This is a genomic window from Leucobacter japonicus (genome assembly GCF_001273855.1).
Classification (GTDB): Bacteria; Actinomycetota; Actinomycetes; order Actinomycetales; family Microbacteriaceae; genus Leucobacter; species Leucobacter japonicus.
In genome coordinates, this window is record NZ_JHBX01000108.1 from 407,584 (window position 1) to 434,220 (window position 26,637).

General features: G+C 68.2%; 28 protein-coding genes. 10 read left to right on the top strand and 18 right to left on the bottom strand.

Translation table 11 applies throughout. The features are described from left to right. The first annotated feature begins 187 nt into the window (after window positions 1–187). Window positions 188–1,006, top strand: a complete 819-nt coding sequence (locus tag AMS67_RS11200) for a siderophore-interacting protein (RefSeq protein WP_053351238.1) — start codon at window positions 188–190, stop codon at window positions 1,004–1,006. Between the two features lie 118 nt (window positions 1,007–1,124). Next, a complete protein-coding gene (gad, locus tag AMS67_RS11205) occupies window positions 1,125–2,450 on the top strand; it encodes a glutamate decarboxylase (RefSeq protein ID WP_053387412.1) in 1,326 nt (441 codons plus the stop codon). 230 nt (window positions 2,451–2,680) lie between these two features. On the opposite strand, the gene AMS67_RS11210 is transcribed toward gad, so the two are convergent. From AMS67_RS11210 to AMS67_RS11225, 4 genes are read right to left on the bottom strand one after another with little or no spacing between them, the layout of a single operon-like run. After that, entirely contained in the window at window positions 2,681–3,319 is a 639-nt protein-coding gene (locus tag AMS67_RS11210) for a response regulator (protein WP_053387413.1), read from the bottom strand. Further along, entirely contained in the window at window positions 3,319–4,686 is a 1,368-nt protein-coding gene (locus AMS67_RS11215; RefSeq protein WP_075201330.1) for a sensor histidine kinase, read from the bottom strand. The genes AMS67_RS11210 and AMS67_RS11215 overlap by 1 nt, the downstream gene beginning before the upstream one ends. A 38-nt stretch (window positions 4,687–4,724) precedes the next feature. Then, window positions 4,725–5,627, bottom strand: coding sequence for an ABC transporter permease (locus AMS67_RS11220; protein ID WP_082305469.1), 903 nt, complete (start codon window positions 5,625–5,627; stop codon window positions 4,725–4,727). Beyond that, window positions 5,624–6,505, bottom strand: coding sequence for an ABC transporter ATP-binding protein (locus AMS67_RS11225; protein WP_053387414.1), 882 nt, complete (start codon window positions 6,503–6,505; stop codon window positions 5,624–5,626). Before AMS67_RS11225 ends, AMS67_RS11220 begins: the two co-directional genes overlap by 4 nt. Window positions 6,506–6,766: 261 nt before the next feature. On the opposite strand from AMS67_RS11225, the gene AMS67_RS11230 reads away from it, so the two are divergent. Continuing rightward, window positions 6,767–7,843 (top strand): threonine aldolase family protein, encoded by a 1,077-nt coding sequence (locus AMS67_RS11230; RefSeq protein WP_053387415.1) that lies wholly within the window; start codon window positions 6,767–6,769, stop codon window positions 7,841–7,843. 187 nt (window positions 7,844–8,030) lie between these two features. Here AMS67_RS11230 and codB read toward each other — a convergent pair whose 3' ends face one another. The 3 genes from codB to AMS67_RS11245 form a co-directional block, all read right to left on the bottom strand. Then, the gene (gene codB, locus AMS67_RS11235) at window positions 8,031–9,353 is read right to left on the bottom strand and encodes a cytosine permease (protein ID WP_053387416.1); all 1,323 of its coding nucleotides are present in this window, start codon (window positions 9,351–9,353) and stop codon (window positions 8,031–8,033) included. Further along, a complete protein-coding gene (locus AMS67_RS11240; protein ID WP_053387417.1) occupies window positions 9,350–9,886 on the bottom strand; it encodes a nucleoside deaminase in 537 nt (178 codons plus the stop codon). Before AMS67_RS11240 ends, codB begins: the two co-directional genes overlap by 4 nt. 194 nt (window positions 9,887–10,080) lie before the next feature. After that, entirely contained in the window at window positions 10,081–10,830 is a 750-nt protein-coding gene (locus tag AMS67_RS11245; RefSeq protein WP_053387418.1) for an alpha/beta fold hydrolase, read from the bottom strand. A gap of 85 nt (window positions 10,831–10,915) precedes the next feature. Here AMS67_RS11245 and AMS67_RS11250 point away from each other — a divergent pair, with 85 nt between their 5' ends. After that, on the top strand, window positions 10,916–11,608 hold the full coding sequence (locus AMS67_RS11250; protein WP_053387419.1) for a helix-turn-helix transcriptional regulator: 693 nt from the start codon (window positions 10,916–10,918) through the stop codon (window positions 11,606–11,608). 183 nt (window positions 11,609–11,791) lie between these two features. Here AMS67_RS11250 and AMS67_RS11255 read toward each other — a convergent pair whose 3' ends face one another. Genes AMS67_RS11255 through AMS67_RS11265 form a run of 3 tightly spaced genes read right to left on the bottom strand, consistent with a single transcriptional unit; the run spans window position 11,792 to window position 15,008 of the window. Next, window positions 11,792–13,336 (bottom strand): tripartite tricarboxylate transporter permease, encoded by a 1,545-nt coding sequence (locus AMS67_RS11255; protein WP_053387420.1) that lies wholly within the window; start codon window positions 13,334–13,336, stop codon window positions 11,792–11,794. 2 nt (window positions 13,337–13,338) lie between these two features. Next, window positions 13,339–14,010, bottom strand: coding sequence for a tripartite tricarboxylate transporter TctB family protein (locus AMS67_RS11260; RefSeq protein WP_053387421.1), 672 nt, complete (start codon window positions 14,008–14,010; stop codon window positions 13,339–13,341). After that, on the bottom strand, window positions 14,007–15,008 hold the full coding sequence (locus tag AMS67_RS11265) for a tripartite tricarboxylate transporter substrate binding protein (RefSeq protein ID WP_053387422.1): 1,002 nt from the start codon (window positions 15,006–15,008) through the stop codon (window positions 14,007–14,009). Before AMS67_RS11265 ends, AMS67_RS11260 begins: the two co-directional genes overlap by 4 nt. 140 nt (window positions 15,009–15,148) lie before the next feature. Here AMS67_RS11265 and AMS67_RS11270 point away from each other — a divergent pair, with 140 nt between their 5' ends. Genes AMS67_RS11270 through AMS67_RS11280 form a run of 3 tightly spaced genes read left to right on the top strand, consistent with a single transcriptional unit; the run spans window position 15,149 to window position 17,837 of the window. After that, a complete protein-coding gene (locus AMS67_RS11270) occupies window positions 15,149–15,802 on the top strand; it encodes an MBL fold metallo-hydrolase (RefSeq protein WP_053387423.1) in 654 nt (217 codons plus the stop codon). A 38-nt stretch (window positions 15,803–15,840) separates the two neighbouring features. Continuing rightward, window positions 15,841–17,094, top strand: coding sequence for a sensor histidine kinase (locus tag AMS67_RS11275; RefSeq protein ID WP_241488056.1), 1,254 nt, complete (start codon window positions 15,841–15,843; stop codon window positions 17,092–17,094). Beyond that, window positions 17,091–17,837 carry a response regulator gene (locus AMS67_RS11280; RefSeq protein WP_075201331.1) on the top strand — a complete coding sequence of 249 codons (747 nt, stop codon included), beginning with the start codon at window positions 17,091–17,093 and terminating at the stop codon, window positions 17,835–17,837. The genes AMS67_RS11275 and AMS67_RS11280 overlap by 4 nt, the downstream gene beginning before the upstream one ends. Window positions 17,838–17,864: 27 nt before the next feature. Here the strand turns inward: AMS67_RS11280 and lysE are convergent, their stop codons facing one another. Continuing rightward, entirely contained in the window at window positions 17,865–18,479 is a 615-nt protein-coding gene (lysE, locus tag AMS67_RS11285; protein WP_053387424.1) for an L-lysine exporter, read from the bottom strand. 90 nt (window positions 18,480–18,569) lie between these two features. Here lysE and AMS67_RS11290 point away from each other — a divergent pair, with 90 nt between their 5' ends. The 3 genes from AMS67_RS11290 (at window position 18,570) to AMS67_RS11300 (ending at window position 21,171) form a co-directional block, all read left to right on the top strand. Beyond that, a complete protein-coding gene (locus AMS67_RS11290) occupies window positions 18,570–19,493 on the top strand; it encodes a LysR family transcriptional regulator ArgP (RefSeq protein WP_053387425.1) in 924 nt (307 codons plus the stop codon). 20 nt (window positions 19,494–19,513) lie between these two features. After that, a complete protein-coding gene (locus AMS67_RS11295; RefSeq protein WP_053387426.1) occupies window positions 19,514–20,509 on the top strand; it encodes an AEC family transporter in 996 nt (331 codons plus the stop codon). Between the two features lie 86 nt (window positions 20,510–20,595). Then, window positions 20,596–21,171 carry a nitroreductase family protein gene (locus tag AMS67_RS11300; RefSeq protein ID WP_082305471.1) on the top strand — a complete coding sequence of 192 codons (576 nt, stop codon included), beginning with the start codon at window positions 20,596–20,598 and terminating at the stop codon, window positions 21,169–21,171. A 20-nt stretch (window positions 21,172–21,191) separates the two neighbouring features. Here AMS67_RS11300 and AMS67_RS11305 read toward each other — a convergent pair whose 3' ends face one another. From AMS67_RS11305 to AMS67_RS11335, 7 genes are all read right to left on the bottom strand, one after another. Continuing rightward, on the bottom strand, window positions 21,192–21,611 hold the full coding sequence (locus AMS67_RS11305) for a hypothetical protein (protein ID WP_053351221.1): 420 nt from the start codon (window positions 21,609–21,611) through the stop codon (window positions 21,192–21,194). 4 nt (window positions 21,612–21,615) lie between these two features. Beyond that, the gene (locus tag AMS67_RS11310) at window positions 21,616–22,407 is read right to left on the bottom strand and encodes a uroporphyrinogen-III synthase (protein WP_053387427.1); all 792 of its coding nucleotides are present in this window, start codon (window positions 22,405–22,407) and stop codon (window positions 21,616–21,618) included. A gap of 196 nt (window positions 22,408–22,603) precedes the next feature. Then, on the bottom strand, window positions 22,604–22,864 hold the full coding sequence (locus AMS67_RS11315) for a DUF3618 domain-containing protein (RefSeq protein WP_053351219.1): 261 nt from the start codon (window positions 22,862–22,864) through the stop codon (window positions 22,604–22,606). Further along, complete coding sequence (locus AMS67_RS11320; protein ID WP_053387428.1) at window positions 22,861–23,334, bottom strand: phage holin family protein; 474 nt, start codon at window positions 23,332–23,334, stop codon at window positions 22,861–22,863. The genes AMS67_RS11315 and AMS67_RS11320 overlap by 4 nt, the downstream gene beginning before the upstream one ends. After that, complete coding sequence (locus AMS67_RS18015; RefSeq protein ID WP_053387429.1) at window positions 23,331–23,741, bottom strand: hypothetical protein; 411 nt, start codon at window positions 23,739–23,741, stop codon at window positions 23,331–23,333. The genes AMS67_RS11320 and AMS67_RS18015 overlap by 4 nt, the downstream gene beginning before the upstream one ends. A 99-nt stretch (window positions 23,742–23,840) precedes the next feature. After that, window positions 23,841–25,277, bottom strand: coding sequence for a hypothetical protein (locus tag AMS67_RS11330; RefSeq protein ID WP_053387430.1), 1,437 nt, complete (start codon window positions 25,275–25,277; stop codon window positions 23,841–23,843). Continuing rightward, complete coding sequence (locus AMS67_RS11335; RefSeq protein ID WP_082305472.1) at window positions 25,270–26,427, bottom strand: CPBP family intramembrane glutamic endopeptidase; 1,158 nt, start codon at window positions 26,425–26,427, stop codon at window positions 25,270–25,272. The genes AMS67_RS11330 and AMS67_RS11335 overlap by 8 nt, the downstream gene beginning before the upstream one ends. Window positions 26,428–26,637: the final 210 nt, after the last annotated feature.

Genomic DNA, 26,637 nt, shown 5'->3' on the forward strand with positions numbered 1-26,637 from the left:
CGCTGCAACGTCGGGCCCGACATCGCAACTTCCTGGGTTAGTTACTTCACTAATGAACCTAGGGACCGCGACGCAAATTGTCAACCACCCTTGCAATTGATTCATCTGATGAACTAGCGTGGGGGTGCCTCGGCGCGTGTGCAGCGCGCCCGGGCGCCAACGCTTCCCCGCACGACGAAGGACCCGCATGCCCGCCAGCAATATCGCCGTCGCCCACGCCGACACTGGACTCGTCACGGCCGAGGTCGTGCGGGCTGATCGCATCTCGCCAAACTTTGTGCGGCTGACGGTCGCCGGCGATGAGCTGGCACGGTGGCGCGACCTCGGCTTCGATCAGTGGTTCCGCCTCGCGATCCCGGTCGCCGGCGACGCCACGCGCTTCGATCGCATGGCCGACAAGTTCGACATGCGCGGGTACCTGAAGTTCCTCACCCTCCCGAAGGCCACGCGTCCCGAGATCCGCAACTACACGGTGCGCGAGTTCCGCGCCGATGCGCGAGAGATGGACATCGACTTCGTCGTGCACGAATCCGATGACCCCTCGCACGCAGGCGTCGCCGCACCCTGGGCCGCGTCGCTGCCCATCGGCGCGCGCGTCGCTCTCATCGACCAGGGTTGCGGGTACCGCACCGTCGAGAACGCCGACCGCGTCGTGCTCGTCGGCGACGAGAGCGCTCTGCCCGCTGTGCTCGGCATTCTGCGCGATCTGCCGCGAGACGCGGTCGGGCACGCCATCATCGAGGTACCGAGCGATGAGGATCGCCAGCCCGTCGAAGCTCCCAGCCGCGTCTCGGTGCAGTGGCTCGTGCGCGAGCACGGCGCGCGCCCCGGCGCTGCGGCGCTCGACGCACTGCGGGCGCTCCCCGTCGAGGCGACCGAGGGCACGGTGTCGGCGTTCGTCGCCGGTGAGCAGCAGCTTGCCACCGGCGGGCGCCGCTTCCTCGTGGGCGAGCGCGGCGTCGCCAAGCAGGCCATCGACTTCTGCGGGTACTGGCGCGATCGCTGAGCATCGCCTCCGGTTCACCACCCGCCTCTGGATTCCCGGCCGCTTGCCTCACTAGGGTGAGCAGCACGGCGAGGCTCCTCCCGGTGCCGCGACCACGCCGGGCAGAAGGAGATCCGCCATGTTCCGCGATGCCGCACCGAAACGACGCATTCCCGATCGCGGCATGGAGCCACGCGACGCCTACCACGCCGTGCACGACGAGACCATGCTCGACGGGAACGCGCGCCTGAACCTCGCCACGTTCGTCACCACCTGGATGGAAGACGAAGCCGCCGAGCTCTACCGCGACGCGTTCGACAAGAACATGATCGACAAAGACGAGTACCCGCAGACCGCCGAGATCGAGCAGCGTTGCCAGCGCATCATCGCCGACCTCTGGAATGCCCCGGATCCCGATGCGGCACCGGCGACCTCGACGATCGGCTCCAGCGAGGCCTGCATGCTCGCCGGCATCGCCCTGAAACGACGGTGGCAGCATCGGCGCGAGGATGCCGGACTCGACACGACTCGGCCGAACTTGGTGATGTCGAGCGCGGTGCAGGTGTGCTGGGAGAAGTTCTGCAATTACTTCGAGGTCGAGGCGCGGTACGTGCCGGTATCGGCGGATCACCCGGCCCTCGACGGCAGCGCGCTCGACGCGGTCGTCGACGAGCACACGATCGGCGTCGTCGGCATCCTCGGCGTGACCTACACCGGAGCATACGAGCCGATCGCCGAGATCGCGGCGGCGCTCGACGAGATCGAACGCGCGCGCGGCATCGACGTGCCGATTCACGTGGATGCCGCGTCGGGCGGCATGGTCGCGCCGTTTGTGCAGCCGCCCCTCGAATGGGACTTCCGCGTGCCCCGAGTTGCGTCGATCAACACGTCGGGCCACAAGTACGGCCTCGTGTATCCCGGCCTCGGCTGGGTGGTCTGGCGCGACGCCGAAGCGCTGCCCGAGTCGATGGTGTTCCGCGTCAGCTACTTAGGCGGCGACACCCCGACGCTCGCGCTCAACTTCTCGCGCCCCGGGGCGCAGGTACTGCTGCAGTACTACCTGTTTCTGCGTCTCGGCCGAGCCGGCTACACCGAGGTGCAGGAGGGCTCGCAGCGCGTCGCGACGCACCTCTCCCACGCCATCGGCGAGATGCCGGCGTTCGAGCTCGTCAGTGACGGGTCGACGATTCCGGTGTTCGCCTGGAAGCTGCGTGAGGGGCACACCGATCGCTGGACGCTCTACGATCTCTCCGATCGCCTCCGCATGCGCGGATGGCTCGTGCCGGCGTACCCACTCCCGGCCGACCTCGAGGAGGTGACGGTGCAGCGCATCGTTGTGCGGCACGGGCTCACCCTCGACCTCGCGGAGTCACTGCTCGACGTGATCCGGGAAGAGACCGCGTATCTCGATTCGCTCGAGGCCCCGCTGCCGCGTCCCACCGCGCACCCCGCCTTCACGCACTGACGGGTGCAGGGTGTGGATAACAACGGCGTAATTCTCCACAGGGGTGTGGATGACTGTGAATAACTCTGGAAGAGCGTCCCGCCGAATTACGTCGAGATCCGCATCATTCCGGGCTTGTTGACCCATCACAGCATGTGAATTACACGGGTGTAATTACTCACAGCGCCGAGTGCGTGCTCAGGGACAATGTGGGGACAACCGGGCGTCGGCCGCCCTCCCGCGCGCCCGCCTCAGATGAGGCGAAGCTCCATCGCGCGGGTGACCGCCCGCGTGCGATCAGATACGCCAAGCTTCTCGTACACCCGCAGCAGGTGGGTCTTCACCGTGGATTCGCCGATGAACAATCGACCAGCGATTGCGGGGTTGCTGAGCCCCTCGGCTACGAGACGCAGAATCTCGGTCTCTCGGGGCGTCAACCGAATCGGCGCACCCGCGTTGCCCGGCGCTCCGCCCGCTGCGCGCAGCACCAGCTGCGCGGCGATCGACGGGGCCAATACGGTCTGCCCCGCTGCCACCGCGCGCACCCCGGCCGCGAGCTCCTCAGCGGGTGCCGCCTTCACAAGGTATCCGTTCGCCCCGGCTTCGATCGCGGCCAGAATCTGATCGTCCTCCTCATACGTCGTGAAGACGAGCACCCGTGGCGCCGCGTCAGCGAGATGCACCAGACGACGCGTCGCTTCGACCCCGCCCATGCCCGGCATCCGCAGATCCATCAGCACCACGTCGGGTGCGGCCTCGGCGACCAGAGCGAGTGCCTCCTCACCCGAGGATGCCTCGCCCACGACGACGAAATCGGGCTCCGTGGCGAGCAAGCCTGAGATCCCCGACCGCACGATGGGGTGATCGTCGACGACCAGTATCCGCACCATCACTGGGCCTCCCGTGACTCACGCGTGTCTGACGTGGGTGTGAGCGCGGTGCTTGGCACCGAGCCGGCGGCGGTGCCAATGCCAACTCCGGCGTCGGCAGCAGCACCAGTACCAGCACCGGCACCAGCACCAGCACCAGCGATCGGCAGCCGTGCTTCGAGACGAGCCCCGCGCTTCGGGCCCGCGCCGAAGCACACGGATCCTCCCGCGCCGCGGAAGCGATCGGCCAGCCCGGTCAGCCCGTAGCCGCCGACGTCGGCACCGTCCGCACTTTCTGGAGCCGGCCCGACCCCGTCGTCGTCGACCCGCAGCACCGCTTCCGCGTCGATGCGCACCAGCGTCACCTGCACCGAGGCTGCCCGGGCATGCTTGCGAGCATTCGAGAGCCCCTCTTGAGCGGCGCGCAGCAGCATGACCTGCTGCTCACGGTCGAGAGCGACGCCGCCCGACATCGAGTATTCGCACCGCACCTCGAGATCGGTGTCGGCCCGCAATCGTGCAGCGGTACGCTCGAGCGCCGCTTCCAACCCACCATCGCCCAGCGGCTGCGTCGTCGCGACCAGTGCACGCGCCTCTTGCAACGAATCCCGCGCCGCAGAGCGCACGCGGTCGAGCCGATCCCGCGCCACGACGGCATTGCCGGCGGCGAGCGCCCGATCCGCCTGCTCGCTGAGCATGACCAATCCCGTCAGCGTCTGCGTGAGGGTGTCGTGCAGGTCGCGCGAGAGCCGCTCTCGCTCCGCCGCCGCTCCCGCGGCCTCGGAGAGCGAGGCCACTTCGCGCTGCGAGCGGCGCAAGGCTTCGGCGACCTCGCGGTGCCGCTCCCCCGCGGCGAAGATGCGCGTGATCCAGGTGCCCATCGCTACTGCGAAAACGAATGAGACCGCCTGCACCGCGACTGCCGCGCCGATGCTGCTTCCGCCGCCGACCGACAAGCCGAAGCGCACGAAACCGAAGCCGAGCGACACCGCCAGCACCGCGCACCAGAGCACTGCCCAGCGGTAGCTTCGCGCGATGGTCCAGATGATCGGGTAGCCGATCGCCTGCAGTGTCGCGTATGACGGCACGATTGCCGTCGCAATGCCCATCAGCACGACGAGCCCGACGAGAAACACGGTGTCGCCGGCGCTCGCCGGCGCATCGCGGATCGCCCGGCGCAGCGCAGCGCGGCCGACCGCGGCATACCAGAGCGCGATCGCGACCAGGGCACCGAACGTCAGCACCAGCTCGGTCGCCGTGAGCTCAGCCGCCGGAGACAGCCCCATGATTCCGGCGCCCGCCATCACAACGAGCGTCAGGGCTACCCCCGCATCCCACCACCGCAGCGGATGCGCCTCTGCGGCGGTGGGAGCCTCCGGAACCGTCATGCGTTCACTCTCTCACGACCGGCGCTCACGACCGGCGCTCACGACCGGCGCTGCCATCTGAACGTGACGAGGCTCAGCACGAGACCAACCACCAGCCAGATGCCCAGATTCAGTGCGACGAGTCCCAGATCCCACGATTCGCCGAGTTCCTGCAGCTTGAAGTGATCGGGCAAGAACACGGATCGCATACCCTGCGCCAGCCACTTCAGCGGGAACAGACCGGCCACCTGCTGCAACCAATCGGGCAGCATCGAGAACTGCAGATACACCCCCGAGATGAACTGCAGCAGCAACACGATCGGCAGAATCACGGCGGTTGCGCTGCGCGACGAGCGCGGCAGGGCCGACAGCGCGACGCCGAGCAGGGCCATGGCGATGATCCCGAACCCGAACAGCCAGGCGAAACGCAGCCACAGTTCGGGGTCGGTGGGCAGTTCGACCTGGAATGCGACGACCGCGAACGCGGCGAGCAACGCGAATTGCGCCAGCGCGGTGACGAGGATCATGCCGATCTTGCCGATGAAGTAGCTCACGGGCGAGAGCGGGGTGCCGCCGAGTCTGCGCAACCAGCCGTCGCTGCGCTCGCGCGCGATGTCGGTGGCGAGGTTCTGCACGCCGATGAGCAGGAGCCCCGCGGCGGCCATGCCTGGCAGGTAGTACGCCGCCATCGTCACGCCGCCCGTGCCATCGGGCAGGGTGCCGACGTCGCCCGCCGACTGGAACGCCACCCCGAAGATGCCGAGCATGACGAGTGGAAACAGGAAGGTGAAGAAGACGGCGTCGGGAGTGCGGAAGTAGCCGCGCAGCTCGAAGCCGATGTTGGCGATGCCGGCGCGCAGGACCCCTGGGCCCCGACCCCCGGTCGCCGAGGGGGTGCCCGCGTCGGGGCCTGAGCGAGCTGTGGCGTGAGCGCCCTGCGCCGTCGTGTCGTTCGTGCTCATCGTTCCGCTCCGTTCGCGCCGATCAGTTCCAGATAGATGTCTTCGAGCGCCGGCCGACGCACTTCGAGCTCCGCGGGTCCCGTCGCGACCCCGATTTCACGTGCTTCGCGCACCAGCCGCTCGACGAGCAGCCCCGGCGCCGCCGTGCGCTCTTCGTGGCGCACCCCCGCGGCATCACGCCACGTCACGATCGGCGTGCGTGCATCTGCCCCGCCGAGTTGATCGGGGGTCGCCTCGGCCACGATACGCCCACCCGACAGCACGCCCACGCGATCCGCCAGGTATTCGGCCTCGTCGAGGTAGTGCGTGGTGAGCAGCACCGCGGCTCCCTCCACGGTCAAGCCTTCGAGCATCGCCCAGAACTGGCGTCGCGCCTCGGGGTCGAAGCCCGTCGTCGGCTCGTCGAGGAAGACGAGTTCAGGTCGCCCGACGATGCCGAGCGCCACATCGAGTCGCCGCTGCTGGCCGCCCGACAGCTTCGTCGCACGCGTCTTGGCGTGTTCGGTGAGCCCCACGAGATCGAGCACCTCGTCGACTCCCCGCGGGTTCGGGTACAGGGCCGCGAAATGCGTGATGAGCTCGCGCGGCGTGTACGGCCCCAGATCACCCGTCGACTGGGCGACGATGCCGATCCGCGACCGCCAACTGCGCGGCGCGCCGAGCGGGTGTTCGTCGAGCACGCGCACCTCACCTCGCGTCGCCTTGCGCACCCCCTCGAGCACCTCGATGGTGGTGCTCTTGCCCGCCCCGTTCGGGCCGAGCAGCGCGTACGTCTCGCCGCGAGCGATGTCGAGGTCGACGCCGTCGAGCACGACGCGGTCTCCGTAGTGCTTCGTGAGGCCGCGCACGCTGACGGCGGATCCGGTTCTCTCGTTCATGCTTCCAGCCTGCCGCGCAGCGAGGCGCCCCGGAACGACCGTTCGACTGATTCGGGGGTCCACCGATCGGTGGACCCCGCCCCGAGCTCTGAGCCGGGTCCCCTCCCGTCGCACCGGAAAAATTCCGTCGTGCGGGCTTTCCCCCCGGTTTCCCCTCCGATTGACGCAATTGCTCCGTCGCGACGAAACGCCGCTGCGAAGCCTCCCCGCGCCGACCTTCCGCCCACCAGCACCACAGCCCCCGAGTCGTAGGCTGAACCCATGAGCCAGCACGCCGCCGCCACCACCGAATCCACCGACTCCGAGGCGTCACGTGCCTTCGCCTCCGACAACTGGTCGGGCGCGCACCCCGAGGTGATCGAGGCGATCGCGCGGGCGAACGCGGGCCACGTGGCGGCCTACGGCGGCGACCCGTACACGGCACGCTTCCAGGAGGTCGCGCGGCAGCACTTCGGCGCCGATGCCGAGGCGTTTCCGGTGTTCAACGGCACGGGCGCGAACGTGCTCGCTCTGCAGGCGGCGCTGCCTCGCTGGGGCGCCGTGATCTGTGCGCGCACCGCCCACATCAACACGGACGAGGCCGGCGCCCCCGAGAAGACCGGCGGGCTCAAGCTCTTCGGCGTCGACACCCCCGATGGCAAGCTCACCACCGAGCTCGTGGCGCGCGAGGCCTGGGGCTACGGCAGCGAGCACCGCTCACAGCCGCTCGCCGTCTCGATCTCGCAGGTCACCGAACTCGGCACGGTCTACACCGCCGACGAGATCCGCGCGCTCGCCGATCAGGCGCACGAGCTCGGCATGGTGCTGCACGTCGACGGATCGCGCCTCGCCAACGCCGCCGCCCATCTCGGCACGACGCTCGGCGCCCTCACCACCGAGGCCGGCGTCGACCTGCTCAGCCTCGGCGGCACGAAGAACGGCTTGCTCGGAGCCGAGGCCATCGTCGTGCTGCGCCCGGGTGCCGCCTCAGGCATCCCGTTCTTGCGCAAGATCGACCTGCAGCTCGCCTCGAAGATGCGGTTCATCTCGGCGCAGCTCGTCGCACTCTACGAGGGCGATCTCTGGCTGCGGTCGGCGTCTCGCGCGAACGAGCTGGCGCAGCGCCTCGCGGCTGGCCTCCGTGCGCTCGAGGGCACCGTGCCCGGGTTCCGGATCGCCCAGCCCGTCGAATCCAACGCCGTGTTCGCAGAGCTCCCCGCTGAGGTCGCCGCGCGGGCACAGGCGCAGTTCGCATTCGGGGCGTGGCCGACGCAGCCGGGGCTCTATCGCCTCATGTGCGCGTTCGACACGACCGAGGCCGACGTCGACGCGCTGCTTGCCGCACTCAGGGGCGCGTAGCCGCCCGGCGCCTGCCTGCCGCTTGCCCGCCCGCCCGCCGCTTCGGTGAGAGATTCGGCTTCGGTGAGCCCGAATCCCCCAAAATCTCCCACCGAAGCCGAATCTCTCACCGAGGCGGCGGCACGGCGGCGTAGCAGCAACTGGGCACCGGGCGGCGGCACAGCAATAGCCTGGCGGCAGGCCAGCCCTACCCGATGCGGCGGGGCGACAGCCGTGCCAGGCCGACCGACAGAATCAGCGCCGCGACGACGCCGATGATCGGCGGGATGCCGATCCCGAATTCGCCGGCGACCCATGCGAGCGCGCACGACACCGCGTACACGCCGAGGTTGACCCAGTTCGCGCGCGGCAGTGACTCGCCCTGCGGCATCTGGGTCGAGCGCCAGCGCGCGAGATAGTCGCCGATGATGACGCCGCCGAGCGGCGGAATGAACGTGCCGAGCAGCCCGAGGTACTGCGGTAGGTGCTCGTTCACCCCGAAGAGCGCCAGCACGGTGCCGATGATCGACCCGATGATGACGAAGCGCGTCTTGCTGGGCTTCGAGAACAGCTCTGCGCCGGCGACGCCGAAGGAGTACGCCGCATCGGCGTTCGACTTCCAGAGGTTGCCGAAGAGCAGGAAGAGCCCCCAACCGACGAGCCCGAGGTTGAAGAGCACGAGCACGAAGTCGCCTTCGCCGAAGGTGATGGCGCCGATCGCGCCGAAGAAGATCATGAGGCCGTTGCCGATGAGGAAGCCGATGATGCACGCGAGCATGGCTTGGCGCCCCGAGCGCCCGAAGCGGGTCCAGTTGGGAGCCTGCGTGCCCGCGGAGACGAAGGTGCCGACGACCGCGGTCACGGCGACTGCGATCGGCATGGAGGCGTCGGGCTGCACGGCGGCGAGGCCGGCCCACCCGCCTACTTCTTCGAGCGAGCGGAACATCACCCAGAACGCCAGGATCAAGATGAGCGGCGTCGAGATGAGCGACACCCAGTACATGCCACGGTAGCCGTACACGGCGGTGGCGCACATGAGCGCGCTGACCACGATCATCACGGCGGCCTTCGCGGCGAAGCTCTCCCAGCCGAACGCCTGCGTGGTGAGCTCGCCGATGGTGCCGATGACGACGCCGTACCAACCGATCTGGGTGCCCCCGAGCAAGATCGACGCGAGCTTCGCTCCCCGAGTGCCGAGCGTGTAGCGCGCCATGACCACGGTGGTGAGCCCCGTGCGAGCGCCGATCCACCCCAGCACCGCGACATATGCGCCGAGCACGGTCGACCCGAGCAAGATGACGATGAGCAGATCGTTCAGCGCGAACGACTGCCCGAGCGCTGCACCCGCGAGCATGGTCGGCGTGAAGATGGTGAAGCCGAGCAGCACGACGACGAGCGAGAAGAATCCCTTGCGCGCGTGCAGCGGCACCGGGGTGACCGGGTAATCGCGGTCGATGACGGCTTCAGCGGCGTGAGCTTCGGCGGTCGCTGGCGCCGGATCGGCGATGCGCTCAGTGCGCTCCCCGCTCATCGGCCGCCCTCGGCGTCGATCGCATCGGCGGTCGCAGCGGCAGCGCCGCCGGCGAGCTCGCTCGTCTCGACCCCGATGTCTTCGGCCCACACCTCGGGGCGCTCGCTCATCATGCGGTCCATGAGCCCGATGCAGGTCGCATCGTCGGCGATCACGAGTTCGGTGCCATTGCTGACGAGCCATGACTCGGACGCTTCGAAGCTGCGGTTCTCGCCGATCACGATACGCGGGATGTCATAGAGCATGGCCGTGCCCGCGCACATCGTGCAGGGCGACAGCGTCGTGTAGAGCGTGCACTCGCGGTAGACGCTCGCCGGCAGGCGCCCGGCGTTCTCGAGACAGTCGGTTTCGCCGTGACGAATCACGCTGCCCATCTGCACGCGGCGGTTGCGGCCGACCGCCAGCACCTCGTCGCCGTCTGCCCCGTGCCGCACGAGCGCGGCACCGATGGGCACTCCGCCCTCGTCCCAACCGATCTGCGCCTGTTCGATGGCGAGGTCGAGATATGTGCGGTCTTGAGCAGAAATTGGCATACCTGCAATCTTATGGGCGGCCACCGACACCGAGCGTTGCCGATCAATTGCTGCAGCGCTTCAGTTCGCGTCGGGTGACGATAGCCGCGCCACTCCGATGAGCGGAGATTCAGGAAATCGCGGACCGTTCCGCAGAAAACGGTCCGCGATTTCCTGAATCTCCGCTATCTGGGCAAGGTGCCCCCAGCAAGCTCTTACACCTCGACAGTCACCCGCGCAGCCTCCGCCTCAAGCACCGCGGCAAGCTCACGCGCACGACTCCACATCGGCCAGTGCCCGGTCGGCAGGTCCACGACGTCGACGTGCGACAGCTCGGCAACCTCCGCGAACATCGGGTGCCCGTCGCGCGCGAGCTGCAGCACTTGCTCCACCGAGATCGAGCAGCACACGAGCGTCGTCGCCACCCGTCGCCGCGCGTCGTTGGTGAGCACGACGGGTGCCCGCAGCACCGGCCCGGGTTCGGCGACCGCACGCTCTCGGAACCGTTCGAGCACCGCTTCGCCGAGCCCCTCCAGGCTCGCCTGCTGCCCCAGCGCGTCGAACGGCGGCAGCGGCAACGCGTTCAGTCCGTCGGGCAGATCCGGCGCGAACGCACTGCCGGAGGCCACCGGCCCCGAATCGACCCACACAATGCGCCGCACTAGCTCGGGGGCCCGATCGAGCACGAGACTCACGGGCCCGTTCGCTCCGCTGTGGGCGACGAGGATCGCGGGGCGGTCCACGGCGACCCCCAGCCGCTCCATCTCGTGCACAATCGCGACCGCCTGGTCGTCGAGGGAACGGCTCTCGCGGTGCGGGTCGGCTGGGTCGAGCCCGGGCAGCGTCAGCGCGGCGACGGGGCGGCGCGAGGTCTCGAGGTGGGCGAGAACGTCGTCCCAGGCCCATGAGCCGAGCCAGTGTCCGGCAATCAGAATCATGGGCGAGGTGTGTGGTGTCGTGTGCATGCCTCTACTCTGCGGGCCACCCCAGGCATCAGTGTGTCACTATTTATGTCATGAATTTCGCGCGCATTGCGGCGGGCCGCAAGCAATGAAACGGTCTGAGCGCCTCCATGCGCTCTCAGAGATGCTGCATCGCGCCGGATCGCGCGGCGTCACCGCGGAGCGCCTCGCACGCGAATTCAGCGTGTCCGTGCGCACCGTCAAGCGCGATCTCGTCACGCTTGAGCGCAGCGGCGCACCCCTGTGGTCTCGGCCGGGCCCCGGCGGAGGCTACGGCCTGGCACCGGGATCGACGCTGCCTCCGATCACCCTGTCGCCCACCCAGGCGGTCGCGCTGCTCGCCGCGGTGTCGGCCGCGCGTGATGCGCCGTACGCCGACCTCGCGGCAGCGGGCATCGCGAAGATCGTGGATGCGCTCGACCCCCGCACCCGCGCGCGGGCCGATGAGCTCGCCGGGAGAGTCTGGGTCGACGCCGCGGTCCCCGCATCACGCGCCGTGCGTTCGGCACTGGAGCAGGCGATGGCCGAGCAGCGTGTGGCCCGCATCCGCTACACCGCCGGAGATGGGGCCACGACCCACCGCGACGTCGAGCCCGTGCTCTTCGCCTCCACGGGCGGCCAGTGGTATCTCATCGGCTGGTGCCGATTGCGCGACGCGATGCGCTGGTTCTCGCTCGCGCGGATCGAGCGGGCCAGTGTCACGAGTGCCCCGTGCACCGGCCATACGGTGGCAGAGGTCGGCGCTCCACGGGAGACGGCCCGGCCGGTATCCGCCGGGTGATCCGGCACCCGGCCCCGCTTCGGTGAGAGATTTGCCGATCAACTCGCTTCAGTTCGCGTCGGGTGACGATAGCCGCACGACTCCACGTCGCGGAGATTCAGGAAATCGCGGACCGTTCTGCAGAATACGGTCCGCGATTTCCTGAATCTCCGCGATCTGGGCCAAGGTGACCCCAGCAAGCGCTTACGCCTCGACAGTCTCCCGCGCAGCAGCAGCAGCCGCCGCCGCCTTCGCCCGGCGCCGACCCACGATCCGCCCGCGCACCGCGAACACCAGCACGGCGAGCAGCAGCGCGTACAGCGTGAGGGCGATCGGCCCCTGCACCAGCACGGAGAAGTCGCCGTTGGCGCTCATCGCGGCGTCGCGCAGGCTGGTCTCGGCGAGCGGCCCGAGCACCATGCCGATGATGAGCGGTGCGAGCGGGAAGTCGAGCGCGCGCATCAGGAACCCGACGATGCCGATGCCGAGCAGCATGATGAGGTCGAAGACCGAGCCAGACGTTGCGTAGATGCCGAGCGCGCAGAACAGCGTGATGCCGGCGTACAGGTACGGGCGCGGAATCAGCAGCAGTTTGGCCCACAGCATCGCGAACGGCAGGTTCAAGATGAGCAGCACGATCATCGCGATGAAGAAGCTGGCGAGCAGCACCCACACGAGGTCGGGCGCGCGCTCGAAGAGCAGCGGTCCGGGCTGCAGCCCGTACTGGCGGAAGGCGGCGAGCATGATCGCGGCTGTCGCGGAGATCGGCAGGCCGAGCGCGAGCAGGGCGCCCATCGCCATGCCGGTGGTCGAGTTGCCGGCCGCTTCGGGGGCGGCGAGGCCGCGAATGGCGCCCGTCCCGAAGCGGGGCGACTTGCGGCGCTGATCGAGGCGCTTCTCGAGGCCGTAGGCGAGGAAGGTCGGGATCTCCGAGCCGCCGGCCGGCACGACGCCGAAGGGCAGACCGATCGCGGTGCCGCGCAGCCACGCGGGCGCGGCCTCCTTGAACTCGGCCTTCGACAGCCACGGCCGACCCTTGGGGCGAATGAGAGACTTGTCGCTCATGTGCCGTTCGAGGCAGGCGACGTAGATGACCTCGCCGAGGGCGAGCACCGCGACGGTCACGGTGACAAGCGAGACGCCGTCGAAGAGGAAGGGCGAGTCGAGCGTGAAGCGCGGCGCCCCAGACGCGCCGTCGACGCCAATGACCGCGATCCCGAGCCCGATGAACAGGGCGGCGAGGCCCTTGACCGCGTTGTCGGTGACCACCGAGGAGGTCGCCGCGAAGGCGAACACGGCGAGGGCGAAGAACTCGGCAGGCCCGAAGCTCGACGAGAAGTCGGCGAGCGCGGGTGCGAGGAACACGACGAGGATCGACGCGATGAAGCCGCCGATGAACGCGCCGATGGCGGCCGTCGCGAGCGCCTGCGCCGCTTTGCCGTTGAGCGCCATCTTGTGGCCTTCGAACGTCGACGCGATCGCGGACGCTTGGCCCGGGGTGTTCATGAGGATGCCCATGGTCGAGTCGCCGAAGAGGCCGCCGAAGTAAACACCCGCGAACATGATGAACGCGGCGGTGGGCTCGAGCGAGAACGTGACGGGCAGCAGCAGGGCCACCGCCATCGACGAGCCGAGGCCTGGCATGACGCCGACGGCGGTGCCGAGCAGGCAGCCGACGAGCACCCAGACGAGGTTTTGCCAGGTGAGGGCTCCGGCGAAGCCCTCCATGAGAAGTTGCAGTGACTCCATGATCAGAACCCCCCACCCAGAATGCCCGAGGGCAGCGACATGCCGAGCGCCATGTCGAACGCGATGTAGGCCAGCGAGCTCACGGTGAGGCCGGTGACGAGACTGGCGATGGGCTTCTGCGACCCGAAGCCGCGCGCCACACACCAGAAGAGCAGCCCGGCGCCGATGATCCAGCCGAGCACATCGAGCAGTAGGGCGAACGCGAGAAACGAGCCCACGATCCAGGCGAGGGATCGCCAGTCGAGCTTCACCGCGCGCGTCGGGGCTGCGACCCCGTCACCGGCGTCCACCCCCGCGAGCCCCTCAGAGACGCCGCCCGCGGCGGTCTCGTGCTCCATGCTCAGCAGCTCGAAGTCGCCGAGGTCGCGGGTCGCCGCGGCGCGCTCGGCATCGGCGGCGCGCCGCTGCTTCAGCGCCGACAGCACGAGCAGGATCGCGAAGAGCACGAGGCCGCCCGCGATGATGGCGGGGAAGAAGCGCGGGCCGGGAAAGGCGGTGCCCTCGGGCACGCGCATCGTGAGCATGCCGTAGCCCAGGTAGGCCGCGAAGGCCACCAGCAACGCAGGCATGATGAGCTGTTTCAGCAGTTCCGCGGTGCGGCCGTCACCGGCGCCCAGCCGGATCTCCTCGCCGACGACCGCGGACATCGCGGTCGGGTTGCTCGAAGGCGTCATTGCCCCATCTCCTCGTACAGGCGGGCGATGCGGTCGCGTTCCTCGACGAGGAACGACTCCAACTCGTCGCCGGTGATCACTTGGTCGGTCCAGTGGTAGCGCTCGACCGCTTCGGCCCACTCGTCGGTCGCGAGCGTGTCTTCGACGAGTTCGGTGAGCCCCGCGGTCTCCTCGTCGGTGAGCCCCGCGGGTGCCGCGAGCATGCGCCAGTTCGCGAGCGTGATGTCGTAGCCCTGCTCCCGTGCGGTCGGAATGTCGATGCCGTCGACGGGCTCCTCGGCGACGATGGCGAGCGCGCGCAGGCGACCCGACTCGATCTGGTCGATGTTGTCGGGGTAGCCGCCGGTCGCCGCTTTCGCCGTTCCGTTGAGCAGCGCCGCCACGGCCTCGCCTCCGCCGTCCGACGAGATGTAGGTCGTGTCGACGGGGTCGATGCCTGCGGCGAGCGCGAGATCGGTCACGACGAGCTGATCGAAGGATCCGCCGCCCGTCCACGGAATCGACTTCGGGTCGGCCTTCCACGCTTCGACGAGGTCGTCGAGCGTTTCGTAGGGAGAGTCGGCGGGCACGACGATCACGTCGTACTCTTCGAACACGACTGCGAGCGAGGTGACATCGTCGAGGGTCGCGGCCGAGCCGTACTGGATGGTGGCGGCGAGCAGCCCGGTGCCACCGACAAGCATGGTGTTCGCCTGGCCCTCGAGCAGCGAGAGGTTGCCGAGCGCGATAGTGCCGCCGGCGCCCGGCATGTTGACGACCTGCACGTTGGCGCTCAGGCCGTTGGCGCGCTGCGCCTGCTGCATCTCGCGCGCAACGGTGTCCCAGCCACCGCCCGCAGCCGCCGGGGCGATGATGGTGAGCGACGAGTGGATGTCGCTGCCGAGTGCGGCCGAACTGATCGATCCGAAGGCGGCGACTCCGATGGCCGAGGCGGCGATGGCGCCGCCCACGACGCGGAGCACCGTGCGACGGGTGCGTCCTTGCGGTTTCTCTGTCATGTGCTTCCCTTCGCGCGGACTCCGTTGTGCCGCGCCGACTGCACCACGATGCCACCGGGCGCGAGCGCCGAGGCGCGCGACCGGCTTTGTGCTCATAGATGCTCACGCGAGCCAGATGGCGGAGTTGTAGAGTGTGCGCCATGCGCCTCACCAAACATGCTCACGCCACGATCGCGCTCGTCGACGGCAGCCGCTCGCTGCTGCTGGACCCGGGCACGTTCACCGCCAACGCGGGCGAGCTCATCGCTGCAACCGATGCCGTGCTCATCACGCACGACCACCCCGATCACTTCGACCCCGCATTGCTGCAGGCTGCGCTCGTCACCCGCCCCGAGCTGCGGGTCTGGGCGCCCGAGAGCGTGGTCGCCGCACTCGGGTCGCATGGTGGCCAGGTCACGCCGGTCGAGCCCGGCGATCAGTTCGACGCGGGCGGCTTCACCGTCGACGTCGTGGGTGGCACACACGCGGTGATCCACCCCGACATTCCGCTCATGAGTAACGTGGGCTATCTCATCACGAGCGACGCTACCGGCGCCGACGCGGTCTACCACCCGGGCGACTCCTACGTCGTGCCCGAGGCGCGCGTCGCCACGCTGCTCGCTCCGAGCTCGGGGCCCTGGACGAAGATGGAGCAGCTCATCGACTTCGTCCGCGCCGTCGCACCGAAGCGCACCATCCAGATCCACGACATGATGCTCAGCGACCTCGGCCGCGGGTCGTTCGCGCGCTTCACCCAGCAGCTCACCGGCAAGGAGCTGCTCACGCTCGCCGACGGCGAGTCGCTCGACGTGTGAGGCGCCCTGCGGTGATGAGCACGGGAGGATCGCCGGGAGTGGCTGCACGCAGCGCCTCTCCACGCTGGGCGACCTCTCGGTGGGCGCGCGTCGCGATCCTCGCTCTGCCGACCCTGCTCGTGCTCGCCGGCGTCGGAGTCACCGCGAGCATCGCGATCTCGGTGCAGGAGACCAGCATCCGCGAGGCGACCGCGGATCGTGTGCGCGATGTCGCGACGAGCCTCGCTCAGCTCGACCAGGTGCGGGGCGTACTCGACCACACGGGCGACGATCTCACCGCGGCGACCCGCGAACTGCAACCGCTCGCCGACGTCGTCGAGGAGGCAGCAGGGGTCGACTACCTCGTCATTACCGACAACCGCGGGCTGCGCATCACGCACCCGAACCCCGCCATGCGCGGCGGAGAAGTCTCGACGCCACTCGATGATGTGCTCGACGGCGAGGAGTTTCTCGGCACCCAAGAGGGCACGATCGGCCGCACCCTCCGCGCGAAGGTGCCGGTGCGCGATGATTCCGGCGCCGTCGTGGGCTCCCTCTCCGTCGGCATCTTGGAGTCGCGCATCTCCGCTGACTTCGACGCCGCGCTCCGGCAACTGCTGCCCTGGGCGCTCGGCGCGCTGCTCGTCGGCACGGTCGCCAGTTCCCTGCTCGCCGCGCTGCTCGAGCGGCGATTCCGTCGGCTCGATGCGATCGCGCTCGAAGCCGAGAGCGCCCGTCGCACCGCTGCGGCGCTCCGCGAGCAGACGCACGAGTTCCACACCCGCCTGCACGTCATTCACGGCCTCGTCTCGCACGGCGACACCGCAGACGCGCTCGCCTACATCGACCGCACCGCTCCTGTCGATGCGGGCACCACCGGCGCCACGACCGAGCCTCCGCTGCTCCGCGCCACGCTCGATGCGCTGCGCGCCGAGTTGGGCGGCCTCGGCGCAGCACTCGAAACCGCGATCGAGGTCGAGTCGGATGTCGATGAGGGCGTCGTGCTCGTGCTTGCCAACCTCTGTCGCAATGCCGGCGAGGCCGGCGCCACGCGAGTGCGGTGCGCGCTCATCGAACGCGACGGCGCATTCCACGGGGAGGTCGCCGACGACGGCCCGGGCATCGGCCCCGCCGCCGCAGACCGGGTGTTCGCGCGCGGGTTCTCGTCGAAGCTCGACGCGACGGGCTTCGGGCGCGGCATCGGTCTCGACCTCGTGCGCCGCACGATCGCCGACCGGGGTGGCATGATCGAGCTCGGGCGCTCCGACCTCGGCGGCGCCCGTTTCCGGTTCGAGTTGGAGGTGGGCACGTGAGCACTGCCGCGCCCCCGCTGCGCGTGCTGATCGTCGACGACGATCCGGGCGCGCGCATGCTGCACAGCCGGTACGTCGCCGGCGCTCCGGGGTTCGTCGTGACCGCGACCGTGGGAACGGGTCGCGCCGCGGTGCAGCACGGTCTGCGCGGCGATGTCGATCTGGTGCTGCTCGACATGCGCCTCCCCGATATCAGCGGCATCGAGGTGCTGAATCGTCTGCGCACCCTGCACGAGGCGTCGCCCGATGTGCTCGTGATCAGCTCCTCCCGCGATCAGGTCACGGTGCGCCAGGCGCTCGCCGCGCACGTCGCCGGGTACCTCGTGAAACCGTTCACCGAAGAGGCGCTGCAGGCGCGTCTCGCCGCGTACCGCAGCGAACGACGCACCGATGCCGGGGGCGCGCGGGAACTCGCGCTGGCGCAGGGCGAGATCGATCGGCTGCAGTCGACGGGCCGGATCACCCTGCCTTCGCCCGCCGAAATCGACCGAGGTCGCGCAGCGCCGTCGCTGCCCAAGGGCATCTCCGAGGTGACGCTGGAGTCCGTTCTCGATGCACTTGATCCGGTCACCCCGATCTCCGCGGTCGAACTCGCGGCGCAGTGCCAGATTTCGCGCCCCACCGCGCGGCGCTACCTCGACTACCTCGTCGATATCGGCGCGATCGATTTGGCCCACCGGTACGGCAAGCGCGGTCGGCCCGAAGTGCTGTACCGGCTCGTCCCCGCTCCGCCCGAAGGCTGAAGCGGGCGCGGTCCGTGCGCTGCGCGGTCAGTGCGCGATGCCGCCGAAGATGAGGCGCGCTGCGATCACCAGCATCGTCACCGCGACGATCCCGTCGAGGATGCGCCAGGATCTCGGACTCGCGAAGAACCGGGTCAACAGGCGGGCCCCGTACCCGAGCAGGAAGAACCAGCACAGGCTCGCAATCGCGCCACCCAGCACGAACCACCAGCGATCCGGATCGCCCTGCGCGTTGCCGATGGTGCCCATGAGCACCATCGTGTCGAGGTACACGTGCGGGTTCAGCAGCGTGATCGCCAGGCAGGCGAGCACTGTGCGGCGCAGTGTGGTGGATTCGCCCTCACTCGCGAGCAGCGCTTCGGGGCGCATCGCCCGCCGAGCGGCCGACCACGCGTACCAGAGCAGAAATGCGACGCCGCCCCAGCGCACGATTTCGAGCAGGATCGGCGCGCGCTGCACGACGAAGCCGATGCCGGCCACGCCCAGTGTCTCGAGCACCGCGTCGGCCAGCCCGCAGATGAGCACGACGGGCAGCACGTGCTCGCGCCGAATGCCCTGGCGCAGCACGAACGCGTTCTGCGCACCGATCGCCACGATGAGCGAGAGTCCGCTGCCGGCACCGACGAGAAATGGAATGATCACGCTCCGACGGTAGAGCTCGCCGACGCCTGCGCGCCACTTCAGCGCCCCTCAATCTTCTTCAGTTGCATGAGCTGTGCTTAAGGTAGCCATGTGGACTTCCCCATCGAGCACCTCGAGACCTTCGCCGCGATCATCGACGAGGGGAGCTTCGAGGGCGCCGCTCGTCGCCTGCACGTGACGCCCTCCGCCATCAGCCAGCGGGTACGCGCGATGGAGCAGCGCGTCGGCACCGTGCTGATCGCCCGCACCCGACCGGTCTCAGTTACCCCCTCTGGCGCCGTAGTGCTGCGCGCCGCACGCCAGATGCATCGCATCGCCGCAGATGTTGCGAATGAGCTCGGTCAGCACGGCGCCGACCGCAGTGCCGTACTCATTCCCATCGTCGTCAACGCCGATTCGCTCGCCACGTGGTTCGTGCCGGCACTCGCGCGCGCCGCCCGCGAAACGGGCGCCACCTTCGAGGTGCTGCGCGCCGATGAGACGATCTCCACCGAGCGCTTGCGCAGCGGCGGCGCGGTGGCCGCGCTCACCGCCACCGCCGAAGCGGTTCCGGGCTGCACCTCGACGCGTGTCGGCACCGACCACTACCGAGCGGTCGCAAGCCCCGAGTTCGTTGCGACCCACTTCAGCGAGGGGGTCACCGCGCACGCACTTGCGACGGCACCCATGTTGGAGTTCGACCGGCACGATGCCTTTCAACAACGGTTCATCCGCCGCGTCACCCGCAGCCGCATCGACCCGCCGAAGCATTTCATCCCCTCCTCCGCCGAGTTTGCGCTCGCGATCGAACTCGGCATGGGCTGGGGCATGCTCCCCGAGCTGCAATGCGCGGCAGGTCTCGCCGACGGCAGGCTCGTCGCCCTCGGAGATCGGCCGATCCTCATGCCGCTCTACTGGCAGCGATGGAAGCTCGACTCCCCCGTACTCGACGGGCTCACCCGGGTCGTGCTCGAGGAGGCTGCTACGGCGCTTGACACCGTCGCGACGCCACCGCTCGCACCGCCCCTAGGATGAAAGGAGCGGGAGGGAGCTGAATGTTCGGGGTACTGCAGGGATTCGCGCTCATTCTCGGAGTGATCGGAGCCGGCTACCTCACCGCCCTCTTCGGCGTCGTCAAGGGCGAACAGCGACGCGTGCTCAACAACGTTGCCTTCTTCGTCGCGACACCCGCGCTGCTCTTCACCGTGCTGCGCACCAGCGACCCGGCCATCGTGCTCTCACCGGTGATCTTGATCACTACACTCGCCGCACTCATCGTGGCCGCACTGTTCGTCGTGTCGTCGCGCTTGTGGTTTCGTCGCGACCTCGCGAGCACCACGCTGGGGGCTGCGGGGGCGGGGTACGTCAACGCCAACAACCTCGGACTCCCGGTCGCCGTGTACATTCTGGGCGACGCCGCCTACGTCGCACCGCTCATTCTCGTGCAGCTGATCTTCTTCGCCCCGACGATTCTCTCGATGCTCGAAACCACGCGCCGGGGTCGGCGCGGCGAGTTGTTCGACGGCGACGCCGCCGCCGGCACTGAGCCGCCCCGCGCCCAGCGCGGCGGAGCCATGCGGGGTGCTGCCGCCGCGCTGGGGCGAGCTGCCTCGAACCCCATCATCATCGCCTCGATGCTCGGTTTGATCTTCGCCCTCTGCGGGTGGGGGGTTCCCGACATCGTCGCGGCACCGCTCGAAATGCTCGGCAACGCCGCCATCCCGATGGTGCTCCTGAGTTTCGGCATCTCGCTGCGCGGGCAGCGCGCACTGCAGCCCGGCACCGGTCGTGGAGCAGTTTTCGCCGCTTCGGCCCTCAAGCTCGTACTGATGCCAGTCATCGCCTGGGGGCTCGCGAAGGCCTTCGGGCTCGGCGACCACGAGGTCTTCGTCGCGACCATCATCGCAGCGCTGCCCACCGCCCAGAACATCTACAACTACGCGGCCACGTATCGCCAGGGCGAAACGATGGTCCGCGATATCGTCTTCCTCACGACGTTCGCGTCACTGCCCATCATCGCCGCGATCGCGTGGCTTCTCGGCTCGCACTGAGTGCAACATTTCGCGCTGGGGAATACCGCGTCACGGCGAGGCGTTCTGCTGAGTCGGAAACAATCGCACGATCCAAGGAGTCTCCCGTGAGCCCGCGCACCGCCCAGACCAGCGCCCCCGTCATCGAACACCTCGCCGAGCGCTGGAGCCCCCGCGCCTTCGACGCCACCCACGCCTTCCCCGAGGGGGCTCTTCGCGGTCTGCTCGAGGCGGCCCGATGGGCACCGAGCGCGAACAACTCGCAGCCCTGGCGCTTCATCGTGGCCCGCCGCGGCAGTGAGAACTTCGAGCGCATCACCGAGACTCTCGCCGGGTTCAACCGCCAGTGGGCCGGCAGCGCAGCGGCGTTCATCGTGAATATCGCCGAGACTGCCGATGCCGAGGGCAACGCTCGCCCGTGGGCGGAGTACGATCTCGGTCAGGCCGTTGCTCACCTGAGCGTGCAGGCGACCGCGGAAGGCGTGCACGTGCACCAGCTCGGCGGGTTCGATCGCGATGCGATTCGCGCCGCGTTCGGCTTGGAGGATCGCCAGCTCCCCGTGTCGATCAGCGTCGTCGGCAAGATCGGCTCCGCCGATGACCTGTCAGAGGTGCTCCGTGAGCGCGAGGTCGCTCCGCGCACGCGCATCGATCTCGAGTCGCTGGTGCTCGTGCGCGACTAAGACGAAGTTCGGGCCCTGTGTCAGGCGCCGGCGTCGACCGCGGTCGCGCCGCCGTCGAGGCGCAGGGCCTGAATCAATTCGCCGGCGTGCACGGTCGACACGATGACCCGCGAAAAGTGGTCGAATTCGCCGTGCCAGCCGTGATCTTCGTCAGCGCCTTCGGGCGTCTCGAAATCAATGACGACGGCTTTGCGTCCGCGTCGGGCGAGCACGAAGTCTCGGCCAGTGAAGTTGCGCCAGGTACCGGCGGCAAGTGTTCCGGGGAGTGATGCGCCCGGTGCACGCACTCCGCGTACCCAGACCCAGGGGTCATCGGTGACGATGGCAGAGGTGATCGCGGTGCGATCGAGTTCGATATCTCGTCGGCGCATCGCCGCGATCTTCTCGGACGCGGTCAGCCGAATGATCACGCGATCCGGGTGTACCTCGACTCTGGCCATCAGCTCAATCCAGCATGTCGCTCTGGTCGATCACCGATTCGACCGTCTCGATCAGTGCGCGCTTCGGGGCGTACACCGGGTGCGAGGGGTCGTTCGCGTCGGCCGGAAGCCCCAGAGCCGCGGCGACCTCGAGCGTGTTGACGCCGACGCAGGCGACGATCGTATTCTCGGGGATGTCCGGGAACTGCGATGCGACCTCTTCGGCGATCTTCGCCGACGCGACGAGCAGCGCGTTGATGCGGCCCGACTCGATGTCTTCTCGAATGTGCACCGATGCGGGCACGCCGACCGTGCGGAATGCCAGCACCTGTGTTACGTCGTGACCCCGTTGGGTGAGGCCTTCGGTGAGCACAGGAACAGCGACGTCCGAGCGCAGGGTGAGTACTTTCAGCACCTCGTCGGTGTTGATCTCGCTCCACTCGTCGAGCAGTGCGTACGTGCTGTTCTCTTCGCTCGGCGTGCGGGTGATCGGGTACCCGGCGTCCGTGAACGCGACGGCGGTGGCTTCACCGACGATGGCGACTTTCGTGTCGGGGTGAATCACTGCGTTGTGATGCTTGAGCACGTCGGCGACGGTGGAGCTCGTCGCTGTCATCCAGTCGAAGCTTCCCGCCTCGAGCTCTTTGAGCGCATCGACCAGCTTGTCTTCTTCGCTCGTGTGCGCGAAGTCGACGAGCGGCGCGATCACCGTGTGTGCTCCCTGCTCACGGAGAGCCCTCGAGACCAGATCGCCCCAGGTTCCGCCCCGAGGAACGAGCACCCGAAGACCACTGAGCGGCTTTGCCTCAGCAGACATACACCCCACTCACTCGACACCAATAAAAATGGCCGACACATCAATCTACCGGAGACTGCGGCCTGGCCCTTCACGGAATTCCGTTGACCCTATTCTTACCTTGCCGCCGCGAGGAAGCAAAATGACGGCATCTGCACCGACGAACGCAACCGAACTGTGACCTGCGTTCAGTCGGTCTCGCTCGCCCTGCGAAGGCTCAACGGAGCTTCTTCGCGACCACCGTGGCGATGCCCCAGACGGTCAGGCCGGCGATCACTGCGACGCCCGCCACGCCTGCGGCGAATGCGAGCGGATTGCGTCGCTTCTCGGCAACGATGCGCTGCTTTGCGTCGTCCACGGCGTCGTCGACGCGCTGCGCGTAGTTCAGACGGACCTTCAGTTGCGAGAGCGTGTCGTAGAGCTCTGCGCGCGCCTGTGCCGCGTCTGCGACGCCCTGCAGCTTCTCTTCGTGGCTCATCGCCAGTTCCCTTCTTCTCCGACGCGAGGCATGCGCGAGGCGCGGTGCTGCTGCGGCGGTACCGGGGGTTCGGCGTTAATACGCACCTCGCCCATTGCAGAGATGTCTCCCCCGACGCGATCGAGTGTTTCTTCGGGCACCGGGTTGCCGCGCTTGATGAGCGTGATTCCCGCCAGAATCGCGAGCGCCGCGAGCACAAGCAGCCCTGCTGCGACGACGAGCGCGGCGAGCCACCACGGCCACACGAGCGCGAGTGCCGCGATCGCCGCGATCACGAGTGCCTCGAGCATGAAGAAGACGAAGAAGAGCGCGATGACGATGGCACCGGCGCCGATGCCGGCCTTCTTCGCCTTCGAGACGATCTCGCGCTTGGCGTTCTGGTACTCGACCTGCGCCAGGCCGACGATCTGCTGCGGCAGACGACTCAGCAGTTCAAAGGTGCCGGCTTCATCCCGACGTTTGCGACTCATGCGCGCGCCTCGTCGGCGGTATCTGCGGTATCTGCCGCGCCGCTGTCGCCATTCAGCGACGTGGCCGTTGCCCCGCGCGGATTCGCGGTGGTCGCGGCGGCCCGGTCGGCCGTCCGGCCAGCGGGTGACGCGGTTCGCGCTGACGGGGTTGCGGCGTCCGAGCGACGGTCCTGCTGATTCACCAGCGCGGTGAACGCGTTCTTTCCGGCACGGAGCGCGGAATCCTTGAGATTTTCAACCGTGCCGCGCGTCGCGTCTTTGACGGCGTCGACGCCACGCTGTACCGGCGCGGTCTGCCACACTTGCTCGGCCCCCCGCTTGATCTGCTCGTAGCGCTCGCGCCCTGCTCGACTCCCGAGAACATAGCCCACAGCTGCGCCGAGAACGAATGCGATCTTGCCTTTCATGATGCCTCCAGTTCGTGGCGGTTCCTGGTCTTCGCCCAGCCTACTCCGGGTCGACGCCCGTTGCATGCGCCTTCGGTTATATACCCGATCTCTCAGGCGTCACTCGGCAATTCCCGTGAGGTGTCGGCGCAGCCGCACCGCCGCCTCACGTGCGTCGTGCACCGCAGTGGCGAGGTCTCCACTATGCGCATGGGTACCGACGCTCAAGCAAGTGGATTTCGCTTCGCGTGACGACATGGTATGCGCGAGCGCGCGGTCGCGAGCGCTCTTCGTGGCGAAGGGAGCCAGCACGGAGAACGCGTGCAGTCGACCGCCGGGCACCCGCGCTGCACCTGCCGCTCCCAGTGCCGCAGCTGCGACCTGATCGCTCTCAAGGTCAGGCGCCAACCCGATCGAGCTGCTCGCTCGGATCGTCCACGAGCTACTCTGCGCGGCATCGTCGACACTGTGCACCGTTGGGGCTTGCCAGCGCACGGCCCAGAAGCTGCCCGAGTCATCGCGTACGACTTCGACCAAGTCTTTCGCCGAAGTCGGATTCGTCGCAGCTCCGACCCACTCGGGCGCGCTCACTTCTGCGATCACTACCCATCGCGCGCGTGAGGTCTCTGCCGCACCCTGCAGCGGCAGCTCGGTACCCGCCGCTGATTCGCCGACCACCACCGCGCGTGCGGTGATCGAGGCTTCGCCGGCCGTGTCTCCCCGCTCGACGACCTGCCAGGTCGTTTCGTCTGCAGCGGCCGGCTGAGACGACTCCGTCGCATCGAACGTGACTTCCGCGACCGTGACGACTCCCGCATCGACGATCTCCGCGCCGTAGAGCGCAAGTCGGTCGAGTAGGGTCTCGCGCAGTTGCTCCCACCCGTCAACCGGCTGCACAAAGGTTTCACGTGCAACGGAACGCGCGGCATATTCCATTGCGGCGCCGCAAAGCGAACCTGCGGTCGTCACATCCTCATTCAGCCCCGGCGCCGCAATCGCCACATCGACGTCGTCTGCAGAGACCCCGTACTTTTCGCGCACCAACGGCTCGACGAGACGTTGCAGTGCGGTCGCTCCGATGCGGGCGCGCACGAGTTTACCGAGCCGCTGAGTTTTGCCGATGGTCAGCAACGGCATCACCCGATCAAGAAAGGCGCGAGTCGCTCCTGCACCTCCCAGCACCGCCAGGCTCGCTTCCGAGAGCGGTACTGCAGGGATTCCGAAGACCGATGGCATCGGTTGTTCAACGGGGTCGCTCTTCGCGCCCCGGAGCAGCACCGACTCCGGCGCTGCGGCCCGCGAAGCAGCTCCCGGTGTCGCCGGACCCCCAGCGGAAAGCGGTGCAGCGACGTGCGTGAGAAACTCTCGCAGCGTGCCGTCGGGGTCGGTCACTCGATCCGGATCAAACGGCGCCAGCGCGCCTACCGGTGTGCCTGCGCCTTCGGCGGCAGGCGCGCTCCCGCCTCGCGCAACCCGCACCGTGAGCCCGACCTCCGCGAGTTCGAGCGCGGCCGCGAGCTCAGGAATTCCGTCTCCGATGACATAGACATCAACCACGCGGCTGCTCCTCTTCCGGTACGACCGTGCCGGCCACCGGCGTGGTCGGTGCGGGGCCGGGAACGGCAGCGTCAGTGCCCGCACCTGTGCCCAGCGGAACTTCGAACTGCACGATGTCGATGCGCGTGCGCCCATAACCGTGCTTGCGGAACACTCGGATCACCAACCAGATGAAGAGGGCGTACCCGACTACCGAACCGATCATCGACCCCGCGCCCCCGGTCTGCTCGACCTGTGCGGTCTCACCCCCGACGTTGAACGTCATGAAGCCGAAGGCGATGAGGTTGTTGACAATGTGGATCGCGATGGCGGCTTCGAGCCCACCGGTGCGCCAGGTGAGCCAGGCGGCGACGACCCCAAGCAAGCCGACCGAAAGCAGCCCCCAGATGTCGTAGATGTGGGCGAGCGCGAACCCGACCGAGGGAATCAGAATGCCGAACCACGGGCTCTTCAACCACGAACCGAGCACCTGCATAAAGAGGCCGCGGAAGACCACCTCTTCGGCAGTCGCCTGCAGCGGCACGAGGAGAATGACAATGACGAGCGAAGTCCACGCTGCGGTCCAGTCAAAATCTGCGGCGGCAGCTGTCGGGGCCGGATCATTCAGCGATGCCGGGTTCAATGCGATCTCGAACCCGATCGCCGCAACATTCATCACCACGACAGCGAGCAGTGCCACGAGTGACAGTCGGCCGAGCAAGCCCCAGCGGATGCGCGCAGCCACAGACCACACGCGCCCATTGGGCCGCATATTCAGCGTGAGCATCGCGAGAATCACCGCGGGAATCATGATGATGATCGACACGAGACTCAGCAGCACCGACACCGGCACCTGGGTATCGAGCGCCGCACCCGTGCCCGTTGTCACCCCATTCAAATAATCAGGGTGCTGGAGCAGGAGCGGAAGGAACGCGACGCTCACGATGATCGTGAAGATTCCGAAGTACACCCCGGAGAGCAGCAGAAGCAGCAGCGGCTTCCACCAGCGATAGTTCTGCACTCCGCGCAGCAGCCGGTGATACTCGAGCGGTTCGGTTTCGACCTGCTGAAGCTGCACCGCGGGGCGCGCCCACGCGTACTGCGGCGGACCCACTGGTGCAGGTGCCGAAAATTCTGGGCGCTCGGAGGGCTCGGAACCGGTGCTCGTCATACGCTCCATCCTAGAAGCCGCCGCCGACATCCACCCGAGTGGAGCCGGCGACCGCCTCCCGAACCGCAGGAGTTCTCCGCACCTGCGGTCGAAAACCTGCACTGCGATCCGCGCAATCGAATTTCTCCTGCACGAACACCGAAACCTGCGCCGCACATGACGAAACCCCGCCAAGATCCAAGATCTCAACGGGGTTTCGATGCGTTTCGC

Coding starts and splice junctions, on each gene's coding strand:
- AMS67_RS11200 (WP_053351238.1), top strand. CDS start 188: ATGCCCGCCAGCAATATCGCCGTCGCCCACGCCGACACTGGACTCGTC.
- gad (WP_053387412.1), top strand. CDS start 1,125: ATGTTCCGCGATGCCGCACCGAAACGACGCATTCCCGATCGCGGCATG.
- AMS67_RS11210 (WP_053387413.1), bottom strand. CDS start 3,319: ATGGTGCGGATACTGGTCGTCGACGATCACCCCATCGTGCGGTCGGGG.
- AMS67_RS11215 (WP_075201330.1), bottom strand. CDS start 4,686: ATGACGGTTCCGGAGGCTCCCACCGCCGCAGAGGCGCATCCGCTGCGG.
- AMS67_RS11220 (WP_082305469.1), bottom strand. CDS start 5,627: ATGAGCACGAACGACACGACGGCGCAGGGCGCTCACGCCACAGCTCGC.
- AMS67_RS11225 (WP_053387414.1), bottom strand. CDS start 6,505: ATGAACGAGAGAACCGGATCCGCCGTCAGCGTGCGCGGCCTCACGAAG.
- AMS67_RS11230 (WP_053387415.1), top strand. CDS start 6,767: ATGAGCCAGCACGCCGCCGCCACCACCGAATCCACCGACTCCGAGGCG.
- codB (WP_053387416.1), bottom strand. CDS start 9,353: ATGAGCGGGGAGCGCACTGAGCGCATCGCCGATCCGGCGCCAGCGACC.
- AMS67_RS11240 (WP_053387417.1), bottom strand. CDS start 9,886: ATGCCAATTTCTGCTCAAGACCGCACATATCTCGACCTCGCCATCGAA.
- AMS67_RS11245 (WP_053387418.1), bottom strand. CDS start 10,830: ATGCACACGACACCACACACCTCGCCCATGATTCTGATTGCCGGACAC.
- AMS67_RS11250 (WP_053387419.1), top strand. CDS start 10,916: ATGAAACGGTCTGAGCGCCTCCATGCGCTCTCAGAGATGCTGCATCGC.
- AMS67_RS11255 (WP_053387420.1), bottom strand. CDS start 13,336: ATGGAGTCACTGCAACTTCTCATGGAGGGCTTCGCCGGAGCCCTCACC.
- AMS67_RS11260 (WP_053387421.1), bottom strand. CDS start 14,010: ATGACGCCTTCGAGCAACCCGACCGCGATGTCCGCGGTCGTCGGCGAG.
- AMS67_RS11265 (WP_053387422.1), bottom strand. CDS start 15,008: ATGACAGAGAAACCGCAAGGACGCACCCGTCGCACGGTGCTCCGCGTC.
- AMS67_RS11270 (WP_053387423.1), top strand. CDS start 15,149: ATGCGCCTCACCAAACATGCTCACGCCACGATCGCGCTCGTCGACGGC.
- AMS67_RS11295 (WP_053387426.1), top strand. CDS start 19,514: ATGTTCGGGGTACTGCAGGGATTCGCGCTCATTCTCGGAGTGATCGGA.
- AMS67_RS11305 (WP_053351221.1), bottom strand. CDS start 21,611: ATGGCCAGAGTCGAGGTACACCCGGATCGCGTGATCATTCGGCTGACC.
- AMS67_RS11310 (WP_053387427.1), bottom strand. CDS start 22,407: ATGTCTGCTGAGGCAAAGCCGCTCAGTGGTCTTCGGGTGCTCGTTCCT.
- AMS67_RS11315 (WP_053351219.1), bottom strand. CDS start 22,864: ATGAGCCACGAAGAGAAGCTGCAGGGCGTCGCAGACGCGGCACAGGCG.
- AMS67_RS11320 (WP_053387428.1), bottom strand. CDS start 23,334: ATGAGTCGCAAACGTCGGGATGAAGCCGGCACCTTTGAACTGCTGAGT.
- AMS67_RS18015 (WP_053387429.1), bottom strand. CDS start 23,741: ATGAAAGGCAAGATCGCATTCGTTCTCGGCGCAGCTGTGGGCTATGTT.
- AMS67_RS11335 (WP_082305472.1), bottom strand. CDS start 26,427: ATGACGAGCACCGGTTCCGAGCCCTCCGAGCGCCCAGAATTTTCGGCA.